Source organism: Pedobacter jeongneungensis, from assembly GCF_000633455.1.
In the GTDB taxonomy this organism is placed as follows: domain Bacteria; phylum Bacteroidota; class Bacteroidia; order Sphingobacteriales; family Sphingobacteriaceae; genus Pedobacter; species Pedobacter jeongneungensis_A.
On the sequence record NZ_AYMG01000015.1, the window covers coordinates 20,080 to 41,373 of the forward strand.

Consider the following 21,294-nt stretch of genomic DNA (forward strand, 5'->3'; position numbering starts at 1 on the left):
AAGGTAAAAAGTTGAAGGCTTAAAGTCTTGATACCGATACCTGATACTTACTACTAATAATTAAATAAATAAAAAATGAAAACAATCGCAATTAGCGGTTCTCCAAGAGAGAACGTAGGGAAACGCGATGCCAAGGAACTTCGTTACGAAGGTAAAGTTCCGGCGGTATTGTATGGTGGAAAAGAGCAAAAACACTTAGCTGTAGTTATTGCTGATTTAAGAGATGTTATTTATACCCCGGAAGTTAACTTTGTGGAAATTGATGTTAATGGTGTTAAAACCAAAGCTATCGTAAAAGATACTCAATATCACCCACTTACCGACGTATTAATGCACATCGATTTTCTTCAGTTATTCGACGAGAAAGAAATCGTTATGGAGATCCCCGTTAAATTAACAGGAACTTCTCCAGGTGTTAAAATGGGTGGTAAATTAATCCAGAAATTACGTAAACTACGTGTTAAAGCATTACCAGCTGATATGCCACAAAACGTAGAAGTAAGCTTAGAGAAATTAGAAGTTGGTAGCTTGTTCCGTGTTCGCGATCTTCAAGGTCAAAAATACGTGATCACTAACACTCCTGAAGATACTATCGTTTCTGTTGCAATGTCTAGAGCATTAAAACAAGCAGAAACTGAAGCTGCTAAAGGTAAAAAATAGTACACTGATATCACAGATTAATGTGATTACACAGATTTTAAAAGCGGTGCAAAAGCAATTTTGTACCGCTTTTTTTATTTATATGAGATTAAATCCGCTAATCGCCCCGCCATTCATTAAAAACTGTTTGAAAATGAATGAATTAAATTCGTGGTATGAACTCCCGACTTCGGACTCCTGACTTCGGACTTTTTTTTATCTTTGCCCCATGAAATATCTTATAGTTGGCTTAGGGAATATCGGACCGGATTATGCACATACCCGGCATAATATTGGTTTTGATATTGCCGATGAACTGGTTAAAGGTTTAGGTGGTAGTTTCGATAATATCCGTCTGGCATATTACGCTGAGGTGGGTTTTAAAGGTAAAAAGCTGCATGTAATTAAACCTACTACCTTTATGAACCTGAGCGGTAAAGCGGTTAACTATTGGATGAAGGAATTAAAAATAGCGCCAGAAAATGTACTGGTTATTGTTGATGATCTTGCGTTGCCATTGGGTAAGTTGAGGTTAAAATTACAAGGCTCCAGCGCAGGGCATAACGGCTTAAAAAGTATAGAGGAGGTTTGTGGCGGACAAAACTATGCGCGCCTCCGCTTCGGTATTGGTAACGATTATCCAAAAGGCCGGCAGGTAGATTTTGTTTTAGGTTTATTCGATAAAAACGAACAATTGGAATTGCCTGCACTCATTGATAAAAGTGTAGAACTGATTAAAAGTTTCGTTACCATTGGGCCAGCGCATACCATGACAGCTTTTAATAAATAAGGTTGGTTAACTGGTTAATTGTTTAAACCGGTTAATTGAATAGTTAAATCGTTATTTGGACCGCAGTGGATCAATTTGCAATTGACAGGCTGCCGGAATCGTAATTGCGAGGAGAAACGACAGCCTGTCCCGATTTCTCGGGGAAGCAATCTTAAGCAATCGCTAATCCATGGTCTTTGTCCTCACAGGCCATTTGAAGAAAACTTCTCTGCACCCTGCAACCCAAAACAGCATAACTATCCATGCCACCTAAACCCGATCGCAGTGATTCCGATGCTTTATCGATAAATTACCATACCAGATCAATCCGCATCGGAAAAAACGGAGAGCGGGGCTGCACCACCCTAAAAGCATCTGTCTCTGATTTCCAAAAAGAAAGTGAGAATTTTATTTTTTTGGTAAGTCACCATGTAGGTGAAAGGTCTGTATATAGATCTCTCCATTTCGCTGCGCTTCAGTCGAGATGACGGAGCCTTAAACAAAAAAAGACCATCTTTCGATGATCTTTTAATAAAATATAGTTAGTTAATGATTATTTAACTTTTTCCTGAGCTCTTGCAATATAAGCATCAATTAATTGCGCTTCTGCACTCTCAGGATATTGTGTTTTTACTTTAGTATAGGCATCAACAGCACCTTTAAAATCATTTTGACTTTCGTTAACCAATCCTAATTTCTTTAAGAACATTGGCGAAGTAAATTTACTTGCTTTATCAGCCGCTTTTTTATAGTAAGTAGCTGCTTGTTTGTAGTCTTTCAACTCGCTGTAAGCATCACCCAATAAACCTAAAGCCAATGGATCTGCAACCGGGCTACCAGTAGCGCTATATTTGCTTAACGATTCGATAGCTTGTTTGTACTCGCCTTTACGTAAGTAAATACCACCTAAATAAAGGTTAGCTAAGTTTGCCGATTTAGTGTTGTCGTATTCTTTAGCAATTTGCTCTAAGCCTGGATAACCACCTTCGCCTTTAACTGCTCTGTTTGATAATGAATCTACCCCAACAAATTGTTCTGCTTTGTACATTTTGCTAGCGGCTTCTTCAGCGCGACCTTTTAAATACACGCCTTGATACCAAAGATATATTAAAACTAATAAAACTACAGCACCTGCTATAAACAGTAAGCTCTTATTATTCTCTTGTAAAAATGAACCTTTTTTAGTTGGTTGAATTGTCTGGTTATCTGTTGTAGACATGTTTGTTTAAAAAATTTAAGAACGCAAAAATACATTTTTCAATCAAAGTATCAACCTTTATTTTGAAGTATTTGATTAAACATTAGTTATTTAGGGATGCAGAACTATAAAATGGCCATCACAATTAGCGTAGTAAGCTAATTAATGTATTAAACCACGTTTGGTTGTCGCTAAAAATGCCGGTGTGGTTAATTACCAGGTACACCGTTTGGCTTTCTGAACGGCTTATGGCCGATCTGATTCTGATTGGTTGCCAGAATAATCCGAAGTTTTTTGCAGATGATGCAGGAAAAACGTCGTCGAAACCCATATAAACTTCTTCTATATTGGATAATGGGAGTTCTAATTGTTCGTCGCCGGTAATAAAAAGACCATTTGATGCCAACAGAATATTACCTTCATGACTATGAAGCGGTTTTAAGAACGAAAATAAACCGGCGATTTTTTTGATCCAGCCTGAACTTTTTTCATCGGTTAGTTCGTGGTCGTACGACCATAGAACATTTCCCTCTAACATTTTTTGTGCTACCATCTAAATTTTTTCCTTGCTATGAAAGTACAATTTTTTTAAATGTAATTAACGTTAATTTTAAACAATGGATGTTAAGAGGCTAAAAAACGGTAAATTTGTGACATATTTATGTGGTTAAAAAACATTACCCTTCTAAATTTTAAGAACTATAGCGATGCAGATCTCCATTTCTCGGAAACTGTAAACGTTTTTACGGGTAACAACGGTTCGGGCAAAACCAATATGCTCGATGCCATCCATTACCTCTGTCTATGTAAAAGTTACTTTAACCCTATAGATAGTCAGCAGATAAAAACCAGCGAAGAGGTTTTTATGATTCAGGGCGATTTCGACCGCAATGAAAAAAATGAAAAAATCTCCTGTGGTGTAAAACGTAATCAGAAAAAGCAGTTTAAACGCAATAAAAAGGAATACGATAAACTGGCCGATCACATCGGACTTTTCCCGGTGGTAATGGTTTCACCCTATGATGTAAACCTGATTATGGAAGGCAGTGAGGAGCGGAGGAAATTTATCGATAACGTGATTTCGCAAACCGACGCCCATTACCTTGATCAGCTGATTACCTACAACCGCATACTCTTAAACCGTAATGCCTTATTAAAACAGATTGCGATTACCCGAAAATACGATCCAACACTGCTCGAAATATTGGATGAGCAATTGGTTATTGCGGGTAAGAAGATTTTTGCAATCCGTAAAGCCTTTATGGATGAGTTTATTCCGTTGTTTAGTCAATATTATACTTACCTTACCGAAAACAAGGAAATTGTTGAGCTGAACTATCAATCGCAATTGAATGATGCTACTTTTGAAGAACTGTTGAAGAAATCAGTTGAAAAAGACCGGGTATTGGAGCGGACTACCACGGGGATTCATAAAGATGAACTTGCTTTTGTAATTAGTGGTATGCCTTTAAAGAAGTTTGGCTCCCAAGGCCAGCAGAAATCATTTTTAATCGCGTTAAAAATTGCTCAATATGCTTACCTCGCCAAAAACAAAGGATTTAAACCCTTGCTGTTATTGGATGATATTTTTGATAAGCTGGATGATCACCGTGTTCAAAAACTAATGCAAATGGTTTCCCACCATGATTTTGGGCAGATATTTATTACAGATACCGGAAAAGAAAGGGTAAAATCAATTTTTGAAAAAATAGAAGTTGATGTAACTTTGTTTGAAGTTGATAACGGAATGATACAAAATGCGTAAACCCAATGATGTTACCGTAAAAGATGCCATCAGCAAAATGCTGGATGTATACCGTTTGCGCCGGAAGTTTGATGAAACTTCGATCTTATCCATCTGGCCAGAGATTATGGGTACGGCAATAGCTAACCGTACCAAACAGATTTATATCCACGATAAAAAACTGTTTCTTCGAATAGAATCATCTGTAATCAAAAACGAACTGATTATGGTACGCCAGGGGATTATCCAGAAATTAAATGAACATGCCGGTACCCAGGTAATTACCGAAATGGTATTTTTATAATTATATAATAAAAGAGGCTTTATCATAAATATAGAGTTTGTCATCCTGAGCTTGTCGAAGGACTTGTCTAAATATTAGCTCAAGCGTTTCGACAAGCTCAACGTGACAAATTCTAATCTAATTAATTTTATAATACAATCTCTTATATTTTAATAGGGATTAAGACTCCCGACTAAGAACTGTAGACTTCGGACTAACTCCTGCCTCCGCCAAATATCTTTGCCAAAATCCAGATTACCAGCGCAACTACTACTACAACTACAAGTACGCCTACCCAAACGCCGGCTTTAAATATACCTTCTACTAGTTCACAACTACTTAAGGTAGTGCATAAAAATGCGATCAGTGCTAAAGGGAATGCTTTTTTCATATTTATGTTAATTTGTAATAGCTAACATCGAATATTAAAGAAAGTTTTAGCAATAGGTTAATTTAGCTCGATTCTAAAGAAATTTTTCGGGTTGTTGGGTGTTATCATCTGATTGAATCAGTAGATTTCTCGACTTCGTTGCACCCGATAACTATCGGCTCCGCTCGAAATGACGGACTTAGGATTATTCTAAAAAAAATCGTCATCTCGACTGGAACGCAGTGGAATGGAGAGATCTGCCTAGATAGATTTCTCCACTTCGTTGCACCCGATAGCTATCGGGTCCGCTCGAAATGACGAATAGAGTTTTTATTTTCCGTTAACCTTCAAAAGCTCAACTTCGAAAATCAAAGTGCTATAAGGAGGAATGTCTGCTCCTGCACCGCGTTCGCCGTAAGCCAGGTTATAAGGAATAAAGAATTTGTATTTAGAACCAGCAGGCATTAACTGCACGCCTTCTGTCCAGCCTTTAATTACCTGGTTTAAAGGGAAAGAAATCGGCTCGCCTCTGTCGTAAGAGCTATCAAATTGTTTTCCACTTAATAATGTGCCTTTGTAATGAACCAGTACCGAATCGGTAGCCTGTGGTTTAACGCCTGTTCCGGCGGTTAAAACTTCGTATTGTAAACCGCTTGCAGTTGTTTGTACACCTGCGCGTTTTTTGTTCTGATCTAAGAAATCCTGTCCTTCTTTCATAGTTGGTGCGTATTTAATTTTATTTGCTTCAGCTTCTGCTTTGTTTTTTACTAATGATGCCTTAGATAATGCCTCGTTGATACATTGTTGTGCCTGTTGTTGGGTTAAAATGACCTTACCGCCCGTAAAAGCATCTTTTAAGCCTTTTAATAATACATCATAGTTTAAGGTAGATAAACCGGTTGTTTTTAAACCTGCACCAATAGAGGTACCAAAGGCATAACTGGTAGAATCTAAGGTAGATTGTAGACCGGCAGCTTTAACTGTTGATGTTTTAGTGGCTGTGGTCGGTTTTTTTGCAGCAGGTTTTTTAGCTGCTGTTTTGGTTTGTGCGTAAGAGGCAACAGCGATACCCGATAAACATACCGCTAAGAAAATTCTTTTCATTATTTATTTTATAGTGTTGATTATTTTAAGGCCGAAAGATACAAAATAGATAAAACAATAAAACCCCGAAAATTCGGGGTTTTATGTAGATGTTTTGTGCTCCAGAACTAGAAACGTTCGTCTGCTTTGAAGAAGAAGTTACCTTCAATTTCTGCATTCTCATCAGAATCTGAACCGTGAACCGCGTTAGCATCGATAGATTTTGCATATTTCTGACGGATTGTACCTTCAGCTGCTTCAGCTGGGTTGGTTGCGCCGATCAATTTTCTGAAATCTTCAATCGCGTTGTCTTTTTCTAAAATAGCCGCAACAATTGGTCCTGAAGACATAAAGCTTACTAAATCTTTGTAGAATGGACGCTCAGCGTGTACTGCGTAAAACTGACCAGCAGTTTCATCAGTAAGTTTAGTATATTTTAATGCAATGATTTTAAAACCTGCATTGGTAATGTCGTTAATGATTGATCCGATATGGCCGTTTGCTACTGCATCTGGCTTAATCATGGTAAAAGTTCTGTTAGTGCTCATTGTGCTTGATATCAAATTTTCTGCAAAAATACGTTTTAATTGATGAATAATCAATAAGCATTGTTTTTCAGTCGAGAATGGAAGGCTAAATAGGTTAAAATAGGTTGTTAAGCTTGTTTTTTGAGGTAATTCAGCTAATGGTATTATCCATATACCCAATCTCTTTTAAAACTATGATCCTGCTAATCCTAAAATCTTTAAATCCTAATCAAAATTTACTTAGCTTTGCAGCTCGAAAAATATATGCTTACACTAACTGAATTAAAAACATTATTGGCTACGCCACAACGGATTGTGATCACTACGCATCATAAACCCGACGGCGATGCGATGGGTTCATCGCTGGGATTATATGGATATTTAATTCAGAAAGGCCATCATGTAAGGGTAATTACCCCAACCGATTATCCGACTTTTTTACACTGGATGCCGAACAACGGGGATGTAATTATCTTCACCGAACAGCAGGAACAGGCTGCCAAACTGGTGGATGAGGCTTCTATTATTTTCTGTCTAGATTTTAATACCTTAAGCCGTATTAATGAACTGGGCGAACTGGTAAGGGCAGCAGGTGCCAAAAAAGTAATGATCGATCATCACCTCGAGCCGGAAGATTTTGACGATTATCGTCATTGGGATATCAATGCCTGTGCAGCGGCCCAATTGGTTTATGATTTTATTGTGAACCAGCTGGAAGATAAAGCCGGAATTAATAAAGATGTGGCTTCTTGCCTGTACACGGGTATCATGACTGATTCCGGATCGTTCCGTTTCGAGTCTGCCACATCAGAAGTTTACCGCATTGCCGCAAACCTGATTGATTTGGGTGCCGAGCATTGGAAAATCCATCAATTGGTATATGATAATGCCAGCGAAAACCGTTTACGCTTTTTAGGTTATTGCCTGTCAAACAAATTAGAAGTATTAAGAGAATATAATACCGCTATAATTTCGGTGACTAAAGAAGAATTAGCCCAATACCACAGTATAACCGGCGATACCGAAGGTGTTGTAAACTATGCTTTATCTATTAATGGTATCCGTTTAGCTGCATTGATTATAGAACGTACCGATAAAGTAAAATTATCGGTGAGGTCTACCGGAGATTTCCCTGCAAACGAAATTTGCAAAAAATATTTTAACGGTGGCGGACATAGAAATGCGGCCGGTGGCGCAGCAGAAAAACCATTAGCTGATGTAGTTAACGAATTTAAATCGATATTAGCAGAATATAAAGAACAATTGATCGCCTAAGGGCAAGAAATAAACAATAAAAACTTAAAAAGTCAAATTAATAAATGAAAAAGGGAATTATTATTCTAGCAGCAGCTACTTTAGGCTTAGCGGCATGTAAACAAGAAAAAAAGGGAGCTGGTGGCTTATTATATACCATCCACCACTCGGCAGGTAACGAAAAAATCAAAGAAGGTGATATCGTTAAAATGAATTTTGTTCAGAAAAATGATAAAGATTCAGTTTTATCAAGCACTTTTGATAGCGAAACTCCTGCAGTATTTCCTGCACAGAAAAAAATGTACGCTGGCGATATGAACGATGTATTAACCTTGTTCGGAGAAGGCGATAGTGCTACTTTTAAAGTGAATTTGGATACTATGGCTTTCCATAGCAAACAACCAAAACCAGAGCAGTTTAAAAATGATAAATACATCACTTTTACTGTAAAAATCGAAAAAGTATTTAAGAAAAAAGCTGGCGAGGCTGATTCTACTTTCAACAAAAGAGCAACAGAATTTTTCCAGGCTGATTATAAAGCTGCTTCAGAAAAAAAGAAAGCTGCAGAACCTGCTAAACTTAAAGCTTATTTAGAAGATACCAAATTGGCAACCAAAACTACTGCCAGTGGTTTACATTACATTATCGAAACACCAGGTAGTGCAGAAAAACCAGCTTTAGGCGATACTGTATTAATTGATTATACAGGTAGAGTAACTAAAAAAGGTAAAGATGGTAAATACAAAATCTTCGATACTAGTGATGAGAAACTAGCTAAAGCAGAAAACGAATTTAAAGCAGGTAAACCTTACGGACCTCAAAAAATGCCAGTTGGTGGTACTATCCCAGGATTTACCGAAGCTTTACAATTAATTGGTAAAGGTGGTAAAATCAAGGTAATTATTCCTTCTAACTTAGGTTATGGCGAGCAAGGTGCACCACAAGTTGGTATCATGCCTTTCAGCCCAATTGCTTTTGATCTTGAAATTAAAGACATTATCAAAGGAAAACCAGCAGCAGCAGTTCCTGCTCCGGTTCAAATGCCAGCTCCGGTTAAAAAATAATTTCTTAACTGATATTAAAAATCCTGCTTATTCAGTTAAGCAGGATTTTTTTTGTTTAATTTTTTTGACGCAGAACCAAGAAATAAAACTTTGCAAAAATTCGTAAAAACTTATTATAACCTATCTTTGTATGATCTAATAAAATAGCCCAACACCCCAAAATGGATTAAAGGCTGATTTTTAAATTAATAAGTTAAATGAAAAAAGGAATAATTATTCTCTTGGCAGCAGCATTAGGACTATCTGCCTGTAACAAATTCGAAAAGGGTGAAGGAGATATGACTTACAAGATCTATAAGAGTGACGGTAAGCCAAAAATTCAGGATGGTGATTATGTAAAGTTAAACGGTGTTCAAACGGTAGAAACCAATACCAATCCCGATTCGGTGATGGTAAACACCTACGATAATGAGCGCCCTGCTTTTTTTGCCATCAGTAAATCGATGTTTAAAGGTGACCTGGCTTCTGGCTTGAAATTGCTTGGCGAAGGCGATAGTGCCGTTTTTAAATTGAATTTGGATTCGATGGAGAAATATTCTGGTCAGCCGAAACCTAAGGGATTAAAATCAAACATCGCTTCTTTTACCATCAAAATTGAGAAGGTATTACACAAAGGAAAAGATCCGGATTCTATTTTTGAAGCAAAGAAAAGACTTTTTTTCGAAGCAGAATACAAAGCTTTAAACGAGAAAAACAAAACGGTAGAACCTGCTAAAATAGCTAAATACGTTGCTGATAACGATTTGAAAGTGACGACTGCACCATCTGGTTTGCAATATGTAATTTCTGCACCAGGAAATTCAGAAAGGGCTACTTTAACCGATACGGTATTGATGGACTATACCGGTCAGTTTACCAATAAAAAATCTAACGGAGCATTAAATGTTTTTGATACTTCGGACGCCAAAATCGCAAAAGAAGCAGGAATTTTCTCTGAAAGCGTACAATATGTACCACGTAGTTTACCATTGGGGCAATTGCCACAGGGTGTTATTCAGGGCATTCAGCTCATTGGGGTAGGTGGTAAGATTAAAATGATTTTACCGTCGAAATTAGGCTTCGGTGAAAATGGTGGCGGACCAATTAATCCATTTACGCCATTGGTATTTGATGTAGAATTAAAAGGAATCATTAAGCCAAATGCAGGTTTGCCATTGGCTAAGTAAGTTATTCATAAACCTTATAGGTATCAAAAACCTGTAAGGTCTGTAAATCTTTTTATAAAACCCCGCAGATTAAAACCTGCGGGGTTCTTTTTTATGCCTGTGCCTCCAGGTATTGTGCATAACAATACCCCTCTTCACCATCCTTGGTTCGTACCAGCCACCACAAATCGTTGCTTCTGTTTACCAAAGTAATCACTTCGCCATGCGCCGCTTTACCTACAATTGGCTGATCGGTACCCGGACCTTTACGGATATTTAAATTACTGCTTTCTGTAATCACCTTTGCATGTGTTACGGCCGCATCAATTGCTACATTTACGTTTAGTACCAAATCGCCTGAAGTAAAGTTTGGATCAATCTGGTTGTAAACTTCCCAAAGGTGATCTTTCGTTGCGCCATCAGCTGCAGTACCATCAATATATAATATGCCATCAATTTCTCTTATAGCCAGGTCCGAAATTCCTGATGTTGCATCTATTAATGCCTTATATTTATCTCTTAATGCCATAGCTAGGTTTATTTAACGGTTAGCTTATTGTCGATTTTTTTTGGTTTTAATGCACTTAGATGTTGCATCAAAGTAATTAACGAAGCTTTTTTGATCTCGCCTGTTAATAAAATCACACCATCTTTAACTTCGGCTTTTACCGTTGGAAAATCTTTTGTGGCATCAGTAACATTTTTAATTAAAGCCGCGTTATCTGCAATTACAACTGGTAAACTTGCTGGTTTAACTGTTAAATTGTTGATTACAGATTTTACGCCTTTTTCTGCTTTTGCAATTTCTTCCGCTTTGGTTTTTATAGCCTCATCCTCCACTTCACCAGTTAAGGTTACATCACCTTTGGTAACAGCCACAGTAATACCTGCTGCTTCTTTGGTTTGAATTGCAGCCTGAATTGCCGCGTCATTCGGTTTACAGCCTACACAAAACAGCGTAGCCGCAATAATCGTACTCATTAAAAATTTACTTGTTTTCATCCTTTTGGTTTTATAATTGATATTATTTGAATTTGCAAACCACAGAAATTGGGATCATTTCTTTTTTGCTATCGATAGGATGAATTCGATGAGGCTAATATAGGAAATGAGTTTAATTAGGAAAGAAAAACCTGTAGAAAAATTAAATAAATTTTGAATAGAGGCTTAAACCTTGCAAGTTTAATTCGGGTTATTAATGTTTTCATAGGTCTCATTGAGGGCTGCGCCGTTTCAAAACCTGCGAGGTAGGTAAGAGAACTGATAACTGAAAATTATAAACCGCTAACTGAGAACTGTAAACTGATTACTGAGAACTGTAAACTGATGTGGGCGTTCCCCAGGGGGCGGGCTTTTCAGGGCTGCGCTTCGCTCCGGTACCAATGAATAATCGGTACTGAACCCTTACAATCCCTAATGCAAACCCAACTATGATTAAACAGACTTTGAAAACTTAAACCCAATCTTTAAAAGGTTTAACCGTGAGGTTAGAATTGTAATATTTTGCCTCTTCGGTAACTTCAGTGCTTACCCAATCCGGTAAATCGAAATGTTCATCTTCGCTTTCCAGTTCAATTTCGGCAACTATTAAGCCTTTATTATCGCCTAAAAATACATCTACTTCCCAAAGTTTGCCGTTAAATTTAATCTCATATCGTATTTTAGAAAGTTCAGAAATCGCAAAATTATCCAATAATTCTGTTGCTTCAATTACGGGAATTTCATATTCATATTCCATCCGCGTGGCGCCAATGGTTTGACCTTTTATGGTTAAAAATCCTTTGCTTTCAGTTGCCCTTACCCTTATGGTTTTATCTTTATCCGTGAGTAAATAACCCTGCCTAAAAAGTTTTCCTTCCGGTTTGTTCAGGTTGTCCCACTTTTGCTGATCGATTAAAAATTTGCGCTCTATTTCTTTTCCCATGGTAGATCTTTCGTCTTTCCCGCAAAAGCGGGAATCTTAATACTGATTGGTTAACGTGCCCTTTTCTGTAAATCTGCAACAGGCATACTGATCAATCTTCCGATCGGTTGCTTACCACGATAGGTAATTACGCGCAACATACTGGCATCTTTTGGTACCTGCAGTGCTGTGGTGTATTTTGGATAAAAACGATCTGGTGTAGAGTTATCAAAACTATAATAAATGTCCAAACCATCAATCTCTGGTGTAAGCTCTATCATTAATTGCTTATCAGCACTGCGTTTCACCGTAAAAACCGGATCGTAAATGGCTGGTGAATATTTGATCTCTGCTAAATCCAGACGTTTAAAATGTTGTTGTGTACGATCAACAAAATTTGTCCAGTTTTTCTTTTCAATTGGGCTCCATATTGATTCCGCAATGGCAAATGCACGTGGATAAACCATATATTCAACCTGGCGGAAGGTGAAAATCTGTTCTGTCCAAAGATTGGCTTGTGCCCCGATAACATACTGTGCATTTACGCCGGCCGGAACAGGGTTAAACTGATAAGCTTTGTTTAACCTTAATGAGGCATAAACCTTTGGTTCGGTTATCGGATCCGCTTGCATGTAATCCAAATAGGCAAAATCGGTTGGGCTCATTACCACATTGTGTTTATCATTAGCAGCCTGAATGCCATATTTCATTCCCCTCCAGCTCATTACTGCAGCTGTTGGCGATACGCCACCCTCAAGAATTTCGTCCCAGCCCATAAATTTTTTGCCTTTCGAAATCACAATCTGTTCTACACGTTTTTCAAAATATGCCTGGACCTGTGGAATGGTTTTTAAGCCTTCGCGGAGCATTAAAGCTTTAACCTGATCGTTCTTTTCCCAGAAATTATGAGGCGCTTCATCACCACCCATGTGAATGTATTCGAAAGGGAAAAGTTTAGCTACCTGAGTAAGTACCGAGTCTAAAAAGACATAAACTTTTTCGTTTGCCGGGCAAAGGGTATTATCAACCAAAGCTGTTGGTGGTGCACCGCGACTCCAATCCATAATTTTTTCGCCCGAACGGACTTTATAATTCACCGCATCTGGCGTACATGACAATTCGGGATAAGAAGCGATAATGGCTAAACTATGCCCTGGTACATCAATTTCGGGTAAAATGTTTACAAAACGATCCTGGGCATATTGAACAAGCTCTTTAATATCTTCCTGTGTGTAAAAACCGCCATAAGTACGGGGCTCATCAGGGGTTGGTGGGGTAAAATCGCCAAAGGTTCCGGTTTTTTTAACGCTCCATGCACCAACTTCAGTTAATTTAGGCAAACCTTTAATTTCAATTCTCCATCCTTCATCATCCGCTAAATGTAAATGCAACAGGTTAAATTTATAACGGACCATGTCATCAATAAACTGTTTTACTTCTTGTTTAGTGAAAAAGTGACGGGCCACATCGAACATTAAACCTCTCCAGCCTAATTTTGGATAATCTACGACATCAACACAAGGAGCTTTCCATTTAATGTCGTTTACCAGTTCTTTGCTCTCTATTTCGGCAGGAAAAAGCTGAAGTAAAGATTGTACACCATAAAAAATACCTGCCGGCTGGTTTGCGGTGATCACCACCTGTGTGGGGTTTACATTTAGTTTGTAACCTTCTTTACCGAGTTGGGTATCTTCCTGCGTATTTAAAATCAGTTTAATGGTTGGATGACTTGAATTACTCACTGTGCTTACAAATTTCCCTGTAGCTGTGGTAATCCGTTCTGATAAGTAAGCTACTGATTGCTTTAACTCACCGCTTCTAATTGCCTGTACAATTACATTTTCGGGTAATGTAAAGGTTCCGGCTTTTTTTACCAATGAAACTGGCTCTGGAATAATGGCAATCGGTGTTTGTGCAGCCGCACTTTCAGCATCGCCGATTTCAGTTTCTGTAACGATAGATTGAGCGAAAGTATTGGCTGTAAAGAAACAGCAGGAGATAATCAGAAATAATTTTTTCATTAAAATAATTAAAACGGGTTAACCGGATAAGTATAATCCGCAATTTATTAAAAAAGATTTAATTAGAGCAGTGAGAAATGAGCAAATGGCAAAGCGTTGAGCGTATAGCGTTTGGAGCTGGGATAAAACTTATAAAGTTAATCTGTTTCATTATTAAAGATTTGTCAGTCTGAGCGTAGTCGAAGACTTAACAGCAAAATCTGTAATACAAGATTCTTCATTGCATTACCAATGACGGATTTAAAAAAATCGATCGTCATTGCGAGGCACGAAGCAATCTTAAAGCGCACGCTAGTAGCGATCGTTGTAAGATTGCTTCGTCGGCTGAAAAAGCCTTCTCGCAATGACGATTCCTCGTAGCTTATCAATTCACTAAAACTCCACTGTCATCTATATTGACTTTTATGCAATAAATTAAACCTCAGGATAACATCTTTTTTGATTTAAATTACAAAAACTGCGTCAACCATTCCATCGCTTTTTTATCATCCGTAAATGATTTCATCGGTATAGGCGGAATTTGAAACTTAAAAAGAATTTTCATAATCAATTGCGCCAAACCAGGTTTAGAAACCATGGCCATTGCGGTATAAATTTGGGGCAGTTGTTCGGTCGAAAATTTTCTTGTTTCTTTATCTGGAACCGGCGAGTTTTTCAAATAAATTAACAGTGGGACTTTTTTATTCCCTGTAATTTTTTTCACCAGTGCAACATTGGCCGAAATATTTTCTACAGTACGTAAAATGCTTTTGCTGTACGAAATCAGTATTCCGGTATCTGTTAATAAATAATCGGCAATCTCGCCTTCGATAAGGTTGTTATCTCTATCATTACCCATATTTTATCCCCTTAAATGATAACCTTTTGGTTTGGTAAAAGCCCTTAATCCCTGGTGGGATAAAGTAGCACCGATACCTGAATATTTTCTTCCGCTCCAGGGTAATGCTGCACTCACCCGATCGCAACAGTTCCAATAACCCGAACCTGCATCAAGCTGAGACAATATTTTTTCAGCCTTTGTCTGATCGGCTGTGTAAACTGAAGCGGTTAAGCCATAATCGGTATCTTTCATCATCTCTAATGCTTCAGCATCGTCTTTCACCTTCATAATGCCGATGATAGGGCCGAAACTTTCTTCCTGCATCACCAGCATATCATTGGTTACACCCGTTAGCACTGTTGGCTCGAAATAATAGCCTTTTCCTACAAGCGCTTTACCTCCGGTTAACAATTCAGCACCTTTATCTAAAGCATCTTTCACCTGGTTTTCCAACAGCGCTATTTGTTCTTTTCTTGCTAATGGGCCAATATAAATGCCATCGGTTGTGGGCAAACCACTTTTCCAGCTCTTAACTTCGGTAATAAAGGCATTTAAATAATCGTCATAATTTTTCTCGTGTACGTAAATGCGCTCAACGGAGCAACAGCTTTGTCCGTTATTGTAAAAAGCGCCATCAGCTGTACCCACAGCAGCAGCAGCTACATCGGCTACATCATCGGCAATATACAAGGGATCTTTGCCGCCTAACTCCAACTGACATGGAACCATTTTTGCAGCCACTTTTCCGTAGATCAATTTTCCTGTTTTGTAAGAGCCTGTAAAGAAATAGCCATTAAAGTCCATTTCTAACAAGGTTGCACCGGTTTCTTTGGCTCCAATGGCGATATGGAAAACATCATCGGGCACCCCCGCTTTTTTTAACAGTTTTTCGATCTGTAGTCCGGTTAAAGTGGCATGTTCTGAAGGTTTGTACATCACTGCATTACCACTTAAAAGTGCCGGAATAAAAACATTTACACCAACCAGGTAGGGGTAGTTCCAGGCCGAAATGTTGCAGACCACACCTAAAGGTTCATATTTAATAACCTCTTTCAAACCCGGTTCATCAACCATCACCTCATCAGCCAGATATTTTTCGGCATTAGCCAGCATCCATTTAATGCGTGCCCTTGCACCGTTAATTTCATTACGCGATTGCTGTAAAGGTTTGCCCACTTCGCTGGTTAATACCGGCGCCAGTTTTTCTATTTCAGCTTCCAGTAAATCACTGAACTTAGCGATCACTAAAATCCTTTCCTGAAGGGTTTTATTTGCCCATAGCGGCTGCGCTTCTTTTAAAGTATCAAATTTTAGCTGAAGCGTGGATGAATTGTCCTCCTCCAAACTGGTAATAATTTCTTCTGTTGCCGGGTTGATGATCTGCATTTTAAAATGATTTGTAGATTAAAGCAATTATACAGATTGAAGTTTTATTTGCGAATTGATTGCATGAATAAATGCCTCGTGTATATTTTTGCTAAATGGACTGTGCCGATTTTTTAAACGTTCAGGATGCCATTGTACGAATAATAAAAAGGATTTTCCTTCGGGCTCTAATCGTTCCATGGCTTCGGTAACCCCATCAGGAGAAATTGCGCTCACTACAAGCCCTTTTCCTGTTCTATCGGTACTTTGGTGGTGGTTACTATTTACCAATCCTTTATCCGTATTTACAATCTGATTGAGCCATGAAGACGGATTCACCAAAATTTCGTGATAGCGGTCTGATTTATCGTGCATTTTAGAATGATCAAATTTCCCCCAGGTTGCGATGTCGGGGATTAAAGTGCCACCGAAAAATACATTGCCTACCTGCATGCCGCGGCATATACCTAAAACCGGGATTGAATGGGCTTCGGTATAGGTTAAAACCTTAAATTCAAATTCATCGCGTTTTTCATCGATATCATCCTCATAACAATAAGGATAATACTCGGGCTGATTATAAAACTTAGGATGTACGTCTTCACCACCGGTTAAAACAATACCGTCGCATTTTTTGACCTCTTTAAAATTGTCAAGCTTATATCCGAGCTGGATTACCTCTACGTTTTCGTTGCAGGATAAAACCCAATCCCGGTAAATGGCGTACTTACTGCAATCGGTAACGCCAATAATTATTTTATCAGACATAGTCCATTATGTTTTTACCACAGATTTTCACAGATAAACACAGATTTGGATTGTGATTTTATTTAAGTAACACCACCTTTTATCTGTGTTCATCCTCTTTATCTGTGGTTAATGATTACTTTAAAGAGCACTTAAGTACAATTGTTTAAAATCTTCTCTGCTTACCGGTTTAGGGTTATTTGGATGTGCAAAATCTGCAAATGCTAAGTCGGCAAGTGTTTCTATGTGTTCATTTTTAACGCCAATATCACTCAATTTATGCGGAATATTGACTTTTGTATTCAAATCGAACAGATATTTTACAACCGCATCGCCACTTTCATCTTTAAGCTCGAGTGCTCGGGCAATTTTTTTAAACCGGTCTTCAAAACCAGCAATGTTGAACTGCATGCCATAAGGAATATTTACGGCATTGGCTAAGCCATGATGAGTATCTAAAAGAGAAGAAAGGGGGTGCGCTAACGAGTGGACTACGCCTAAACCTTTTTGAAAAGCAATGGCCCCCATCATCGAAGCCATTAACATTTTACTGCGGCTTTCTAAATCGGGGCTGTTGGTTGCCCGTTCTAAGGAATCTTTGATCAACGAAATACCTTCTAAAGCAATACCATCACACATGGGGTGGAAATTTTTGGCCAGATAGGCTTCCATATTGTGCGTAAGGGCGTCCATACCTGTTGCAGCGGTGATAAATGGTGGTAAATCCATGGTTAACTCCGGATCTGCAAAAACGATCTGTGCCATTAATTTTGGTGAAAACAGGATTTTTTTCTGATGACTTTCATCGTCTGCGATAATGGCGCTGCGCCCCACCTCACTTCCGGTACCTGATGTGGTTGGTATGGTAATAAAATGGGGAACCTCATTGGTGACGTAAATATCACCACCGATTAAATCATCATATTTAAATAAATCTTCGCGATGGTTAACACGCAGGACAATGGCACGGGCAACATCCAAAGCGGCACCTCCTCCAATACCAATAATGCTATCGCGATGGGTAGCATCCCAGGCATCAGTACCTTTGTAAACATCGCTTTTTACAGGGTTTTTGTGTATGTCGCTAAAAACCTCAACAGAAATGTTTTTAGCCTTTAAATCTTCAATAATTCTTTTAAAAAACGGAAGCTGTGCAATAGTAGGGTCGGTAACAATTAAGGGCGCTTTTAAATTGTTCTTAATTAGGTATGCTGGCAATTCTTTTACCGAACCTGCACCAAAACGGATGGTTGTAGGAAAATTAAACTGATGGATTTTATCAAATATCATGATATTCTTATTTTACTGTTTTAGGTATTTAGGACCCATTCTTCATAATTTATTTTACCACCTAAGGCTGTGTTATTATCTTATTATATTATGAACCTGACAGTCGACGATTAACTACGGTGTTCTAAGGTGGCTTAGGTGGTCAACATTTTAGCATGTTCTATTTATTTACCACCTTAGGCACCTGAGCCCACCTAAGGTTAGATGTTAAAAAATATTCCCCTAAGTCATTAGGGTTCCCAATCAAGTTGGGAATGACGACTCTACTAAATAATTTCTAAATACCTTTTCAACTCCCAATCGGTTACTACTTTGGCATATTGCTTACATTCCCATTCGCGTGTCATGGTAAAATGATTAACGAAATCTTCGCCCAATAATGTTGCAGCAAGATCAGAATTTTTCATCTTTTGTGTAGCCTCGAATAAATTGCGTGATAATGTACCATTGGATAAATCAGTATATCCGTTTCCTTTTGTAGCAGGCTGTTCCAATTTAAGGTTGTTTTTAACGCCATATATTCCGGCAGCCAGGCAAGCCGAAAGTGCTAAGTACGGATTGGTATCAGATCCTACTATTCTGGTTTCTAAACGCGAAGCCTTTTTGCTTCCAGGCAACGCCCGTAATGCCGTAGTGCGGTTATCAATCCCCCAGGTTACTGTAGTTGGTGCCCATGCGCCCTCAACCAAACGTTTATAACTGTTTATGGTAGGGGCAATCATCGGTAAGAGGTATGGCAGGCAATGCAGCTGACCAGCGATATAACTTTTCATTGTTTCACTCATTTTATTTGCATCTCGATCATCATAAAAAAGGTTGATCTTATTGTTGCTGTCCCATAAACTTTGATGCACATGGCCGCTGCAACCAGGTAAGGTTTCGCTTATTTTAGCCATAAAAGTTGCCAGGATACCATGTTTATAGGCAATTTCTTTTACGGCTGTTTTAAATAAAATAGCCTGATCGGCAGCTTTTAGTGCAGGAGCGTATTTTATAGCAGCTTCGTAAACCCCCGGACCGGTTTCGGTATGCAAACCTTCAATGGGGATATCGAATTTATTAAGCAATTCGAACAGGTCGCTCATAAATTCATTCCGGTAAGTGCTTCTCAAAATGGAATAACCAAACATACCCGGACTTAAAGGTTTCAAATTGGCAAAACCCTTTTCATGGATGGTTTCTGGTGTTTCTGAAAAATTGAACCACTCAAATTCCTGTGCAAAAAGCGGTGAGAAGCCTTCATTTTCACATTCTGTAATCAGTTTTTTTAATAATTGCCTCGGGCAAACAAAATTTGGTTCGTCCTGATCATCAATAAAATCTCCAAGAAAGAATGGTACGTCATTTTCCCATGGAATTTTCCGAAAAGTTGAGAGATCGATTTTCACCTGAGCATCTGGATAACCCGTATGCCAACCTGTATATTTCCCGTTTTCGTAAGCCACATCGCCCGCATCCCAGCCGAAAGTAACATCACAGAAGCTCAGGCGACCTTCAACCAAAGAAGCAAATTTTTCGGCAGCTACATATTTTCCTCTTAAAATGCCGTCGATATCGGCAACGGCTAATTTTACTTTTCCAGACGGATGATTTTTTACATAATCAAGAATTTCTTTGCTCGTACTCATTAATCTGCCTTTTTAAAAATTTTATATAGAAGAAATATGCCTAAAACGATGCTGGTGTAAATTAAACCTAATTTAAGATTATAAATCAGCATTGCGATGAAAGAAACACAGGAAATAATTAATGCAATAATGGGAAATAGCGGGTAAACAGGCGTTTTAAAAGGTCTTGCCATTTCAGGACTGTTTTTTCGGAGTACCATTACCGAAACCATCGATATGATGTATAAAGTTAAGGCGCCAAACACAGAAATGATAATAATCTCAGCAGTTTTACCAGATAAAAGTGCAATGATACCAATCACCATATTACCAATCAGCGCATTAGCAGGGGTTTGAAATTTTGGAGAAATTTTGCCCAAAATAGCAGGGATGCTTTTTACCCTGCCCATTTCGTAGGTAGACCTGCCAGCTGCTAAAACCAATCCATGGAATGAGGCGACCAAACCAAATAAGCCAACGGTAATGAGTAAGTGGTACATTAAATGATTATCTCCGGTTATCATCGAAAGTGCGAGGGGAAGAGGTGAATCGGAAGTTTCGCCCGATTTGCCGTTTTTATACACGATGGCTTCCCAGCCGCCAATGCCAATGGTAGAAATAAAAACCAGTACACATAATACAACCAGGGTAAATATGCCCCAGCCAAAACCTTTGCTGATGTCTTGTTGTGGATTTTTGGTCTCTTCGGCTACATTTGCGACCCCTTCAATACCCAGAAAAAACCAGATGGCAAAAGGGATAGCTGCGAAAATACCACTCCAGCCATTAGGGAAACTATTGTGTGTCAGATTTTCTGTATGAAATTTCGGCAGTGTAATCCCTGAGAACAAGAGTAGTTCGCCAACAGCTAAAACGGTAATAATGACTTCAAAAGTGGCCGCAGCCTTTATACCATAAACATTTAAAGCGGTGAAAATAAAATAAACAGCAATGGCGCTTGTAAGGACGGGAACCTGCGGGAAAAACGCATTAAAATAAGCACCAATGGCAAATGCAATGGCTGGCGGAGCAAATATAAATTCGACCATTTGAGCAATACCAGCAATAAAACCGATGTTTTTGCCCAGGGCCGTATTCGCATAATCGAAAACTCCACCTGCCTTTGGTATGGCGCAGGCCAATTCGGCATAACTGAAACTAAAGGTTACATACATTACCATGATGGCAACCGTAGCGATGGCCATACCCAGGGTGCCACCTTTTTCGAGGCCTAAATTCCAGCCGAAATACATTCCCGAAATTACATAACCAACACCAAGCCCCCACAGCATAAACGGGGTAAGTGTTTTCTTTAAGCCATCTTTTTGTTCCATTTTAAGGATTTATAAGATTTAAATAGGTTTATATGATTTGCTCGAAAATGATAAACTATTAGCCTCGGTATCTGATGTTTAAAGTAGTAATTATTTTTTGGTTAAGGAGATAATATATTTCATTTCTGATT

General features: G+C 38.5%; 22 protein-coding genes. 7 read left to right on the forward strand and 15 right to left on the reverse strand.

Features of this window, described 5'->3' with window-relative positions; translation table 11 throughout:
- The first annotated feature begins 75 nt into the window (after positions 1-75).
- The gene (locus U859_RS0114865; protein WP_025144145.1) at positions 76-660 is read left to right on the forward strand and encodes a 50S ribosomal protein L25/general stress protein Ctc; all 585 of its coding nucleotides are present in this window, start codon (positions 76-78) and stop codon (positions 658-660) included.
- A 208-nt stretch (positions 661-868) separates the two neighbouring features.
- Positions 869-1,429, forward strand: coding sequence for an aminoacyl-tRNA hydrolase (gene pth / locus U859_RS0114870; RefSeq protein WP_025144146.1), 561 nt, complete (start codon positions 869-871; stop codon positions 1,427-1,429).
- A gap of 532 nt (positions 1,430-1,961) precedes the next feature.
- Here pth and U859_RS0114880 read toward each other — a convergent pair.
- Entirely contained in the window at positions 1,962-2,627 is a 666-nt protein-coding gene (locus tag U859_RS0114880) for a tetratricopeptide repeat protein (protein WP_025144148.1), read from the reverse strand.
- 124 nt (positions 2,628-2,751) lie between these two features.
- On the reverse strand, positions 2,752-3,159 hold the full coding sequence (locus U859_RS0114885; protein ID WP_025144149.1) for a hypothetical protein: 408 nt from the start codon (positions 3,157-3,159) through the stop codon (positions 2,752-2,754).
- 108 nt (positions 3,160-3,267) lie between these two features.
- Between U859_RS0114885 and recF the strand changes: the two genes are divergently transcribed.
- Together recF and U859_RS0114895 are read left to right on the forward strand one after the other, a co-directional pair.
- A complete protein-coding gene (recF, locus tag U859_RS0114890; RefSeq protein WP_025144150.1) occupies positions 3,268-4,371 on the forward strand; it encodes a DNA replication/repair protein RecF in 1,104 nt (367 codons plus the stop codon).
- Entirely contained in the window at positions 4,364-4,654 is a 291-nt protein-coding gene (locus U859_RS0114895) for a DUF721 domain-containing protein (protein ID WP_025144151.1), read from the forward strand. The genes recF and U859_RS0114895 overlap by 8 nt, the downstream gene beginning before the upstream one ends.
- 193 nt (positions 4,655-4,847) lie before the next feature.
- On the opposite strand, the gene U859_RS32215 is transcribed toward U859_RS0114895, so the two are convergent.
- The 3 genes from U859_RS32215 to U859_RS0114910 form a co-directional block, all read right to left on the reverse strand.
- Complete coding sequence (locus U859_RS32215; protein WP_187592959.1) at positions 4,848-5,024, reverse strand: hypothetical protein; 177 nt, start codon at positions 5,022-5,024, stop codon at positions 4,848-4,850.
- Positions 5,025-5,333: 309 nt separating this feature from the next.
- A complete protein-coding gene (locus tag U859_RS0114905) occupies positions 5,334-6,107 on the reverse strand; it encodes an FKBP-type peptidyl-prolyl cis-trans isomerase (RefSeq protein ID WP_029985798.1) in 774 nt (257 codons plus the stop codon).
- 107 nt (positions 6,108-6,214) lie between these two features.
- Positions 6,215-6,634, reverse strand: a complete 420-nt coding sequence (locus U859_RS0114910; protein WP_025144153.1) for a nucleoside-diphosphate kinase — start codon at positions 6,632-6,634, stop codon at positions 6,215-6,217.
- A gap of 243 nt (positions 6,635-6,877) precedes the next feature.
- Here U859_RS0114910 and U859_RS0114915 point away from each other — a divergent pair, with 243 nt between their 5' ends.
- From U859_RS0114915 to U859_RS0114925, 3 genes are all read left to right on the forward strand, one after another.
- Entirely contained in the window at positions 6,878-7,888 is a 1,011-nt protein-coding gene (locus U859_RS0114915; protein WP_025144154.1) for a DHH family phosphoesterase, read from the forward strand.
- A 44-nt stretch (positions 7,889-7,932) separates the two neighbouring features.
- Positions 7,933-8,931, forward strand: a complete 999-nt coding sequence (locus tag U859_RS0114920; RefSeq protein WP_025144155.1) for an FKBP-type peptidyl-prolyl cis-trans isomerase — start codon at positions 7,933-7,935, stop codon at positions 8,929-8,931.
- 197 nt (positions 8,932-9,128) lie between these two features.
- Positions 9,129-10,097: an FKBP-type peptidyl-prolyl cis-trans isomerase gene (locus U859_RS0114925; protein ID WP_025144156.1), complete on the forward strand. Its 969-nt coding sequence runs from the start codon at positions 9,129-9,131 to the stop codon at positions 10,095-10,097.
- Between the two features lie 91 nt (positions 10,098-10,188).
- On the opposite strand, the gene U859_RS0114930 is transcribed toward U859_RS0114925, so the two are convergent.
- From U859_RS0114930 to eat, 10 genes are all read right to left on the reverse strand, one after another.
- Positions 10,189-10,605 carry an SH3 domain-containing protein gene (locus U859_RS0114930; protein WP_025144157.1) on the reverse strand — a complete coding sequence of 139 codons (417 nt, stop codon included), beginning with the start codon at positions 10,603-10,605 and terminating at the stop codon, positions 10,189-10,191.
- A gap of 8 nt (positions 10,606-10,613) precedes the next feature.
- Entirely contained in the window at positions 10,614-11,078 is a 465-nt protein-coding gene (locus U859_RS0114935) for a BON domain-containing protein (RefSeq protein WP_025144158.1), read from the reverse strand.
- A 451-nt stretch (positions 11,079-11,529) separates the two neighbouring features.
- On the reverse strand, positions 11,530-12,000 hold the full coding sequence (locus tag U859_RS0114940; protein WP_025144159.1) for a CYTH domain-containing protein: 471 nt from the start codon (positions 11,998-12,000) through the stop codon (positions 11,530-11,532).
- Between the two features lie 50 nt (positions 12,001-12,050).
- Entirely contained in the window at positions 12,051-14,000 is a 1,950-nt protein-coding gene (locus tag U859_RS0114945) for a beta-N-acetylhexosaminidase (protein ID WP_025144160.1), read from the reverse strand.
- A gap of 448 nt (positions 14,001-14,448) precedes the next feature.
- Positions 14,449-14,838 (reverse strand): STAS/SEC14 domain-containing protein, encoded by a 390-nt coding sequence (locus tag U859_RS0114950; RefSeq protein WP_025144161.1) that lies wholly within the window; start codon positions 14,836-14,838, stop codon positions 14,449-14,451.
- Positions 14,839-14,841: 3 nt separating this feature from the next.
- A complete protein-coding gene (locus tag U859_RS0114955; RefSeq protein ID WP_025144162.1) occupies positions 14,842-16,206 on the reverse strand; it encodes an aldehyde dehydrogenase family protein in 1,365 nt (454 codons plus the stop codon).
- A gap of 27 nt (positions 16,207-16,233) precedes the next feature.
- Entirely contained in the window at positions 16,234-16,953 is a 720-nt protein-coding gene (locus U859_RS0114960; RefSeq protein ID WP_025144163.1) for a gamma-glutamyl-gamma-aminobutyrate hydrolase family protein, read from the reverse strand.
- Positions 16,954-17,073: 120 nt separating this feature from the next.
- Positions 17,074-18,222 carry an iron-containing alcohol dehydrogenase gene (locus U859_RS0114965; protein ID WP_025144164.1) on the reverse strand — a complete coding sequence of 383 codons (1,149 nt, stop codon included), beginning with the start codon at positions 18,220-18,222 and terminating at the stop codon, positions 17,074-17,076.
- Between the two features lie 266 nt (positions 18,223-18,488).
- Positions 18,489-19,850, reverse strand: coding sequence for a glutamine synthetase family protein (locus U859_RS0114970; RefSeq protein WP_025144165.1), 1,362 nt, complete (start codon positions 19,848-19,850; stop codon positions 18,489-18,491).
- On the reverse strand, positions 19,850-21,163 hold the full coding sequence (gene eat, locus U859_RS0114975; protein ID WP_025144166.1) for an ethanolamine permease: 1,314 nt from the start codon (positions 21,161-21,163) through the stop codon (positions 19,850-19,852). Before eat ends, U859_RS0114970 begins: the two co-directional genes overlap by 1 nt.
- Positions 21,164-21,294 lie beyond the last annotated feature (131 nt).

Bases quoted from the DNA above. Each gene is read 5' to 3' on its own strand.
- pth (WP_025144146.1), top strand. From the start codon at position 869: ATGAAATATCTTATAGTTGGCTTAGGGAATATCGGACCGGATTATGCA.
- U859_RS0114905 (WP_029985798.1), bottom strand. From the start codon at position 6,107: ATGAAAAGAATTTTCTTAGCGGTATGTTTATCGGGTATCGCTGTTGCC.
- U859_RS0114940 (WP_025144159.1), bottom strand. From the start codon at position 12,000: ATGGGAAAAGAAATAGAGCGCAAATTTTTAATCGATCAGCAAAAGTGG.
- U859_RS0114965 (WP_025144164.1), bottom strand. From the start codon at position 18,222: ATGATATTTGATAAAATCCATCAGTTTAATTTTCCTACAACCATCCGT.
- U859_RS0114955 (WP_025144162.1), bottom strand. From the start codon at position 16,206: ATGCAGATCATCAACCCGGCAACAGAAGAAATTATTACCAGTTTGGAG.
- recF (WP_025144150.1), top strand. From the start codon at position 3,268: ATGTGGTTAAAAAACATTACCCTTCTAAATTTTAAGAACTATAGCGAT.
- U859_RS0114865 (WP_025144145.1), top strand. From the start codon at position 76: ATGAAAACAATCGCAATTAGCGGTTCTCCAAGAGAGAACGTAGGGAAA.
- U859_RS0114915 (WP_025144154.1), top strand. From the start codon at position 6,878: ATGCTTACACTAACTGAATTAAAAACATTATTGGCTACGCCACAACGG.
- U859_RS0114945 (WP_025144160.1), bottom strand. From the start codon at position 14,000: ATGAAAAAATTATTTCTGATTATCTCCTGCTGTTTCTTTACAGCCAAT.
- U859_RS0114970 (WP_025144165.1), bottom strand. From the start codon at position 19,850: ATGAGTACGAGCAAAGAAATTCTTGATTATGTAAAAAATCATCCGTCT.
- U859_RS0114895 (WP_025144151.1), top strand. From the start codon at position 4,364: ATGCGTAAACCCAATGATGTTACCGTAAAAGATGCCATCAGCAAAATG.
- U859_RS0114880 (WP_025144148.1), bottom strand. From the start codon at position 2,627: ATGTCTACAACAGATAACCAGACAATTCAACCAACTAAAAAAGGTTCA.
- U859_RS32215 (WP_187592959.1), bottom strand. From the start codon at position 5,024: ATGAAAAAAGCATTCCCTTTAGCACTGATCGCATTTTTATGCACTACC.
- U859_RS0114950 (WP_025144161.1), bottom strand. From the start codon at position 14,838: ATGGGTAATGATAGAGATAACAACCTTATCGAAGGCGAGATTGCCGAT.
- U859_RS0114960 (WP_025144163.1), bottom strand. From the start codon at position 16,953: ATGTCTGATAAAATAATTATTGGCGTTACCGATTGCAGTAAGTACGCC.
- U859_RS0114885 (WP_025144149.1), bottom strand. From the start codon at position 3,159: ATGGTAGCACAAAAAATGTTAGAGGGAAATGTTCTATGGTCGTACGAC.
- U859_RS0114925 (WP_025144156.1), top strand. From the start codon at position 9,129: ATGAAAAAAGGAATAATTATTCTCTTGGCAGCAGCATTAGGACTATCT.
- U859_RS0114910 (WP_025144153.1), bottom strand. From the start codon at position 6,634: ATGAGCACTAACAGAACTTTTACCATGATTAAGCCAGATGCAGTAGCA.
- eat (WP_025144166.1), bottom strand. From the start codon at position 21,163: ATGGAACAAAAAGATGGCTTAAAGAAAACACTTACCCCGTTTATGCTG.
- U859_RS0114930 (WP_025144157.1), bottom strand. From the start codon at position 10,605: ATGGCATTAAGAGATAAATATAAGGCATTAATAGATGCAACATCAGGA.
- U859_RS0114935 (WP_025144158.1), bottom strand. From the start codon at position 11,078: ATGAAAACAAGTAAATTTTTAATGAGTACGATTATTGCGGCTACGCTG.
- U859_RS0114920 (WP_025144155.1), top strand. From the start codon at position 7,933: ATGAAAAAGGGAATTATTATTCTAGCAGCAGCTACTTTAGGCTTAGCG.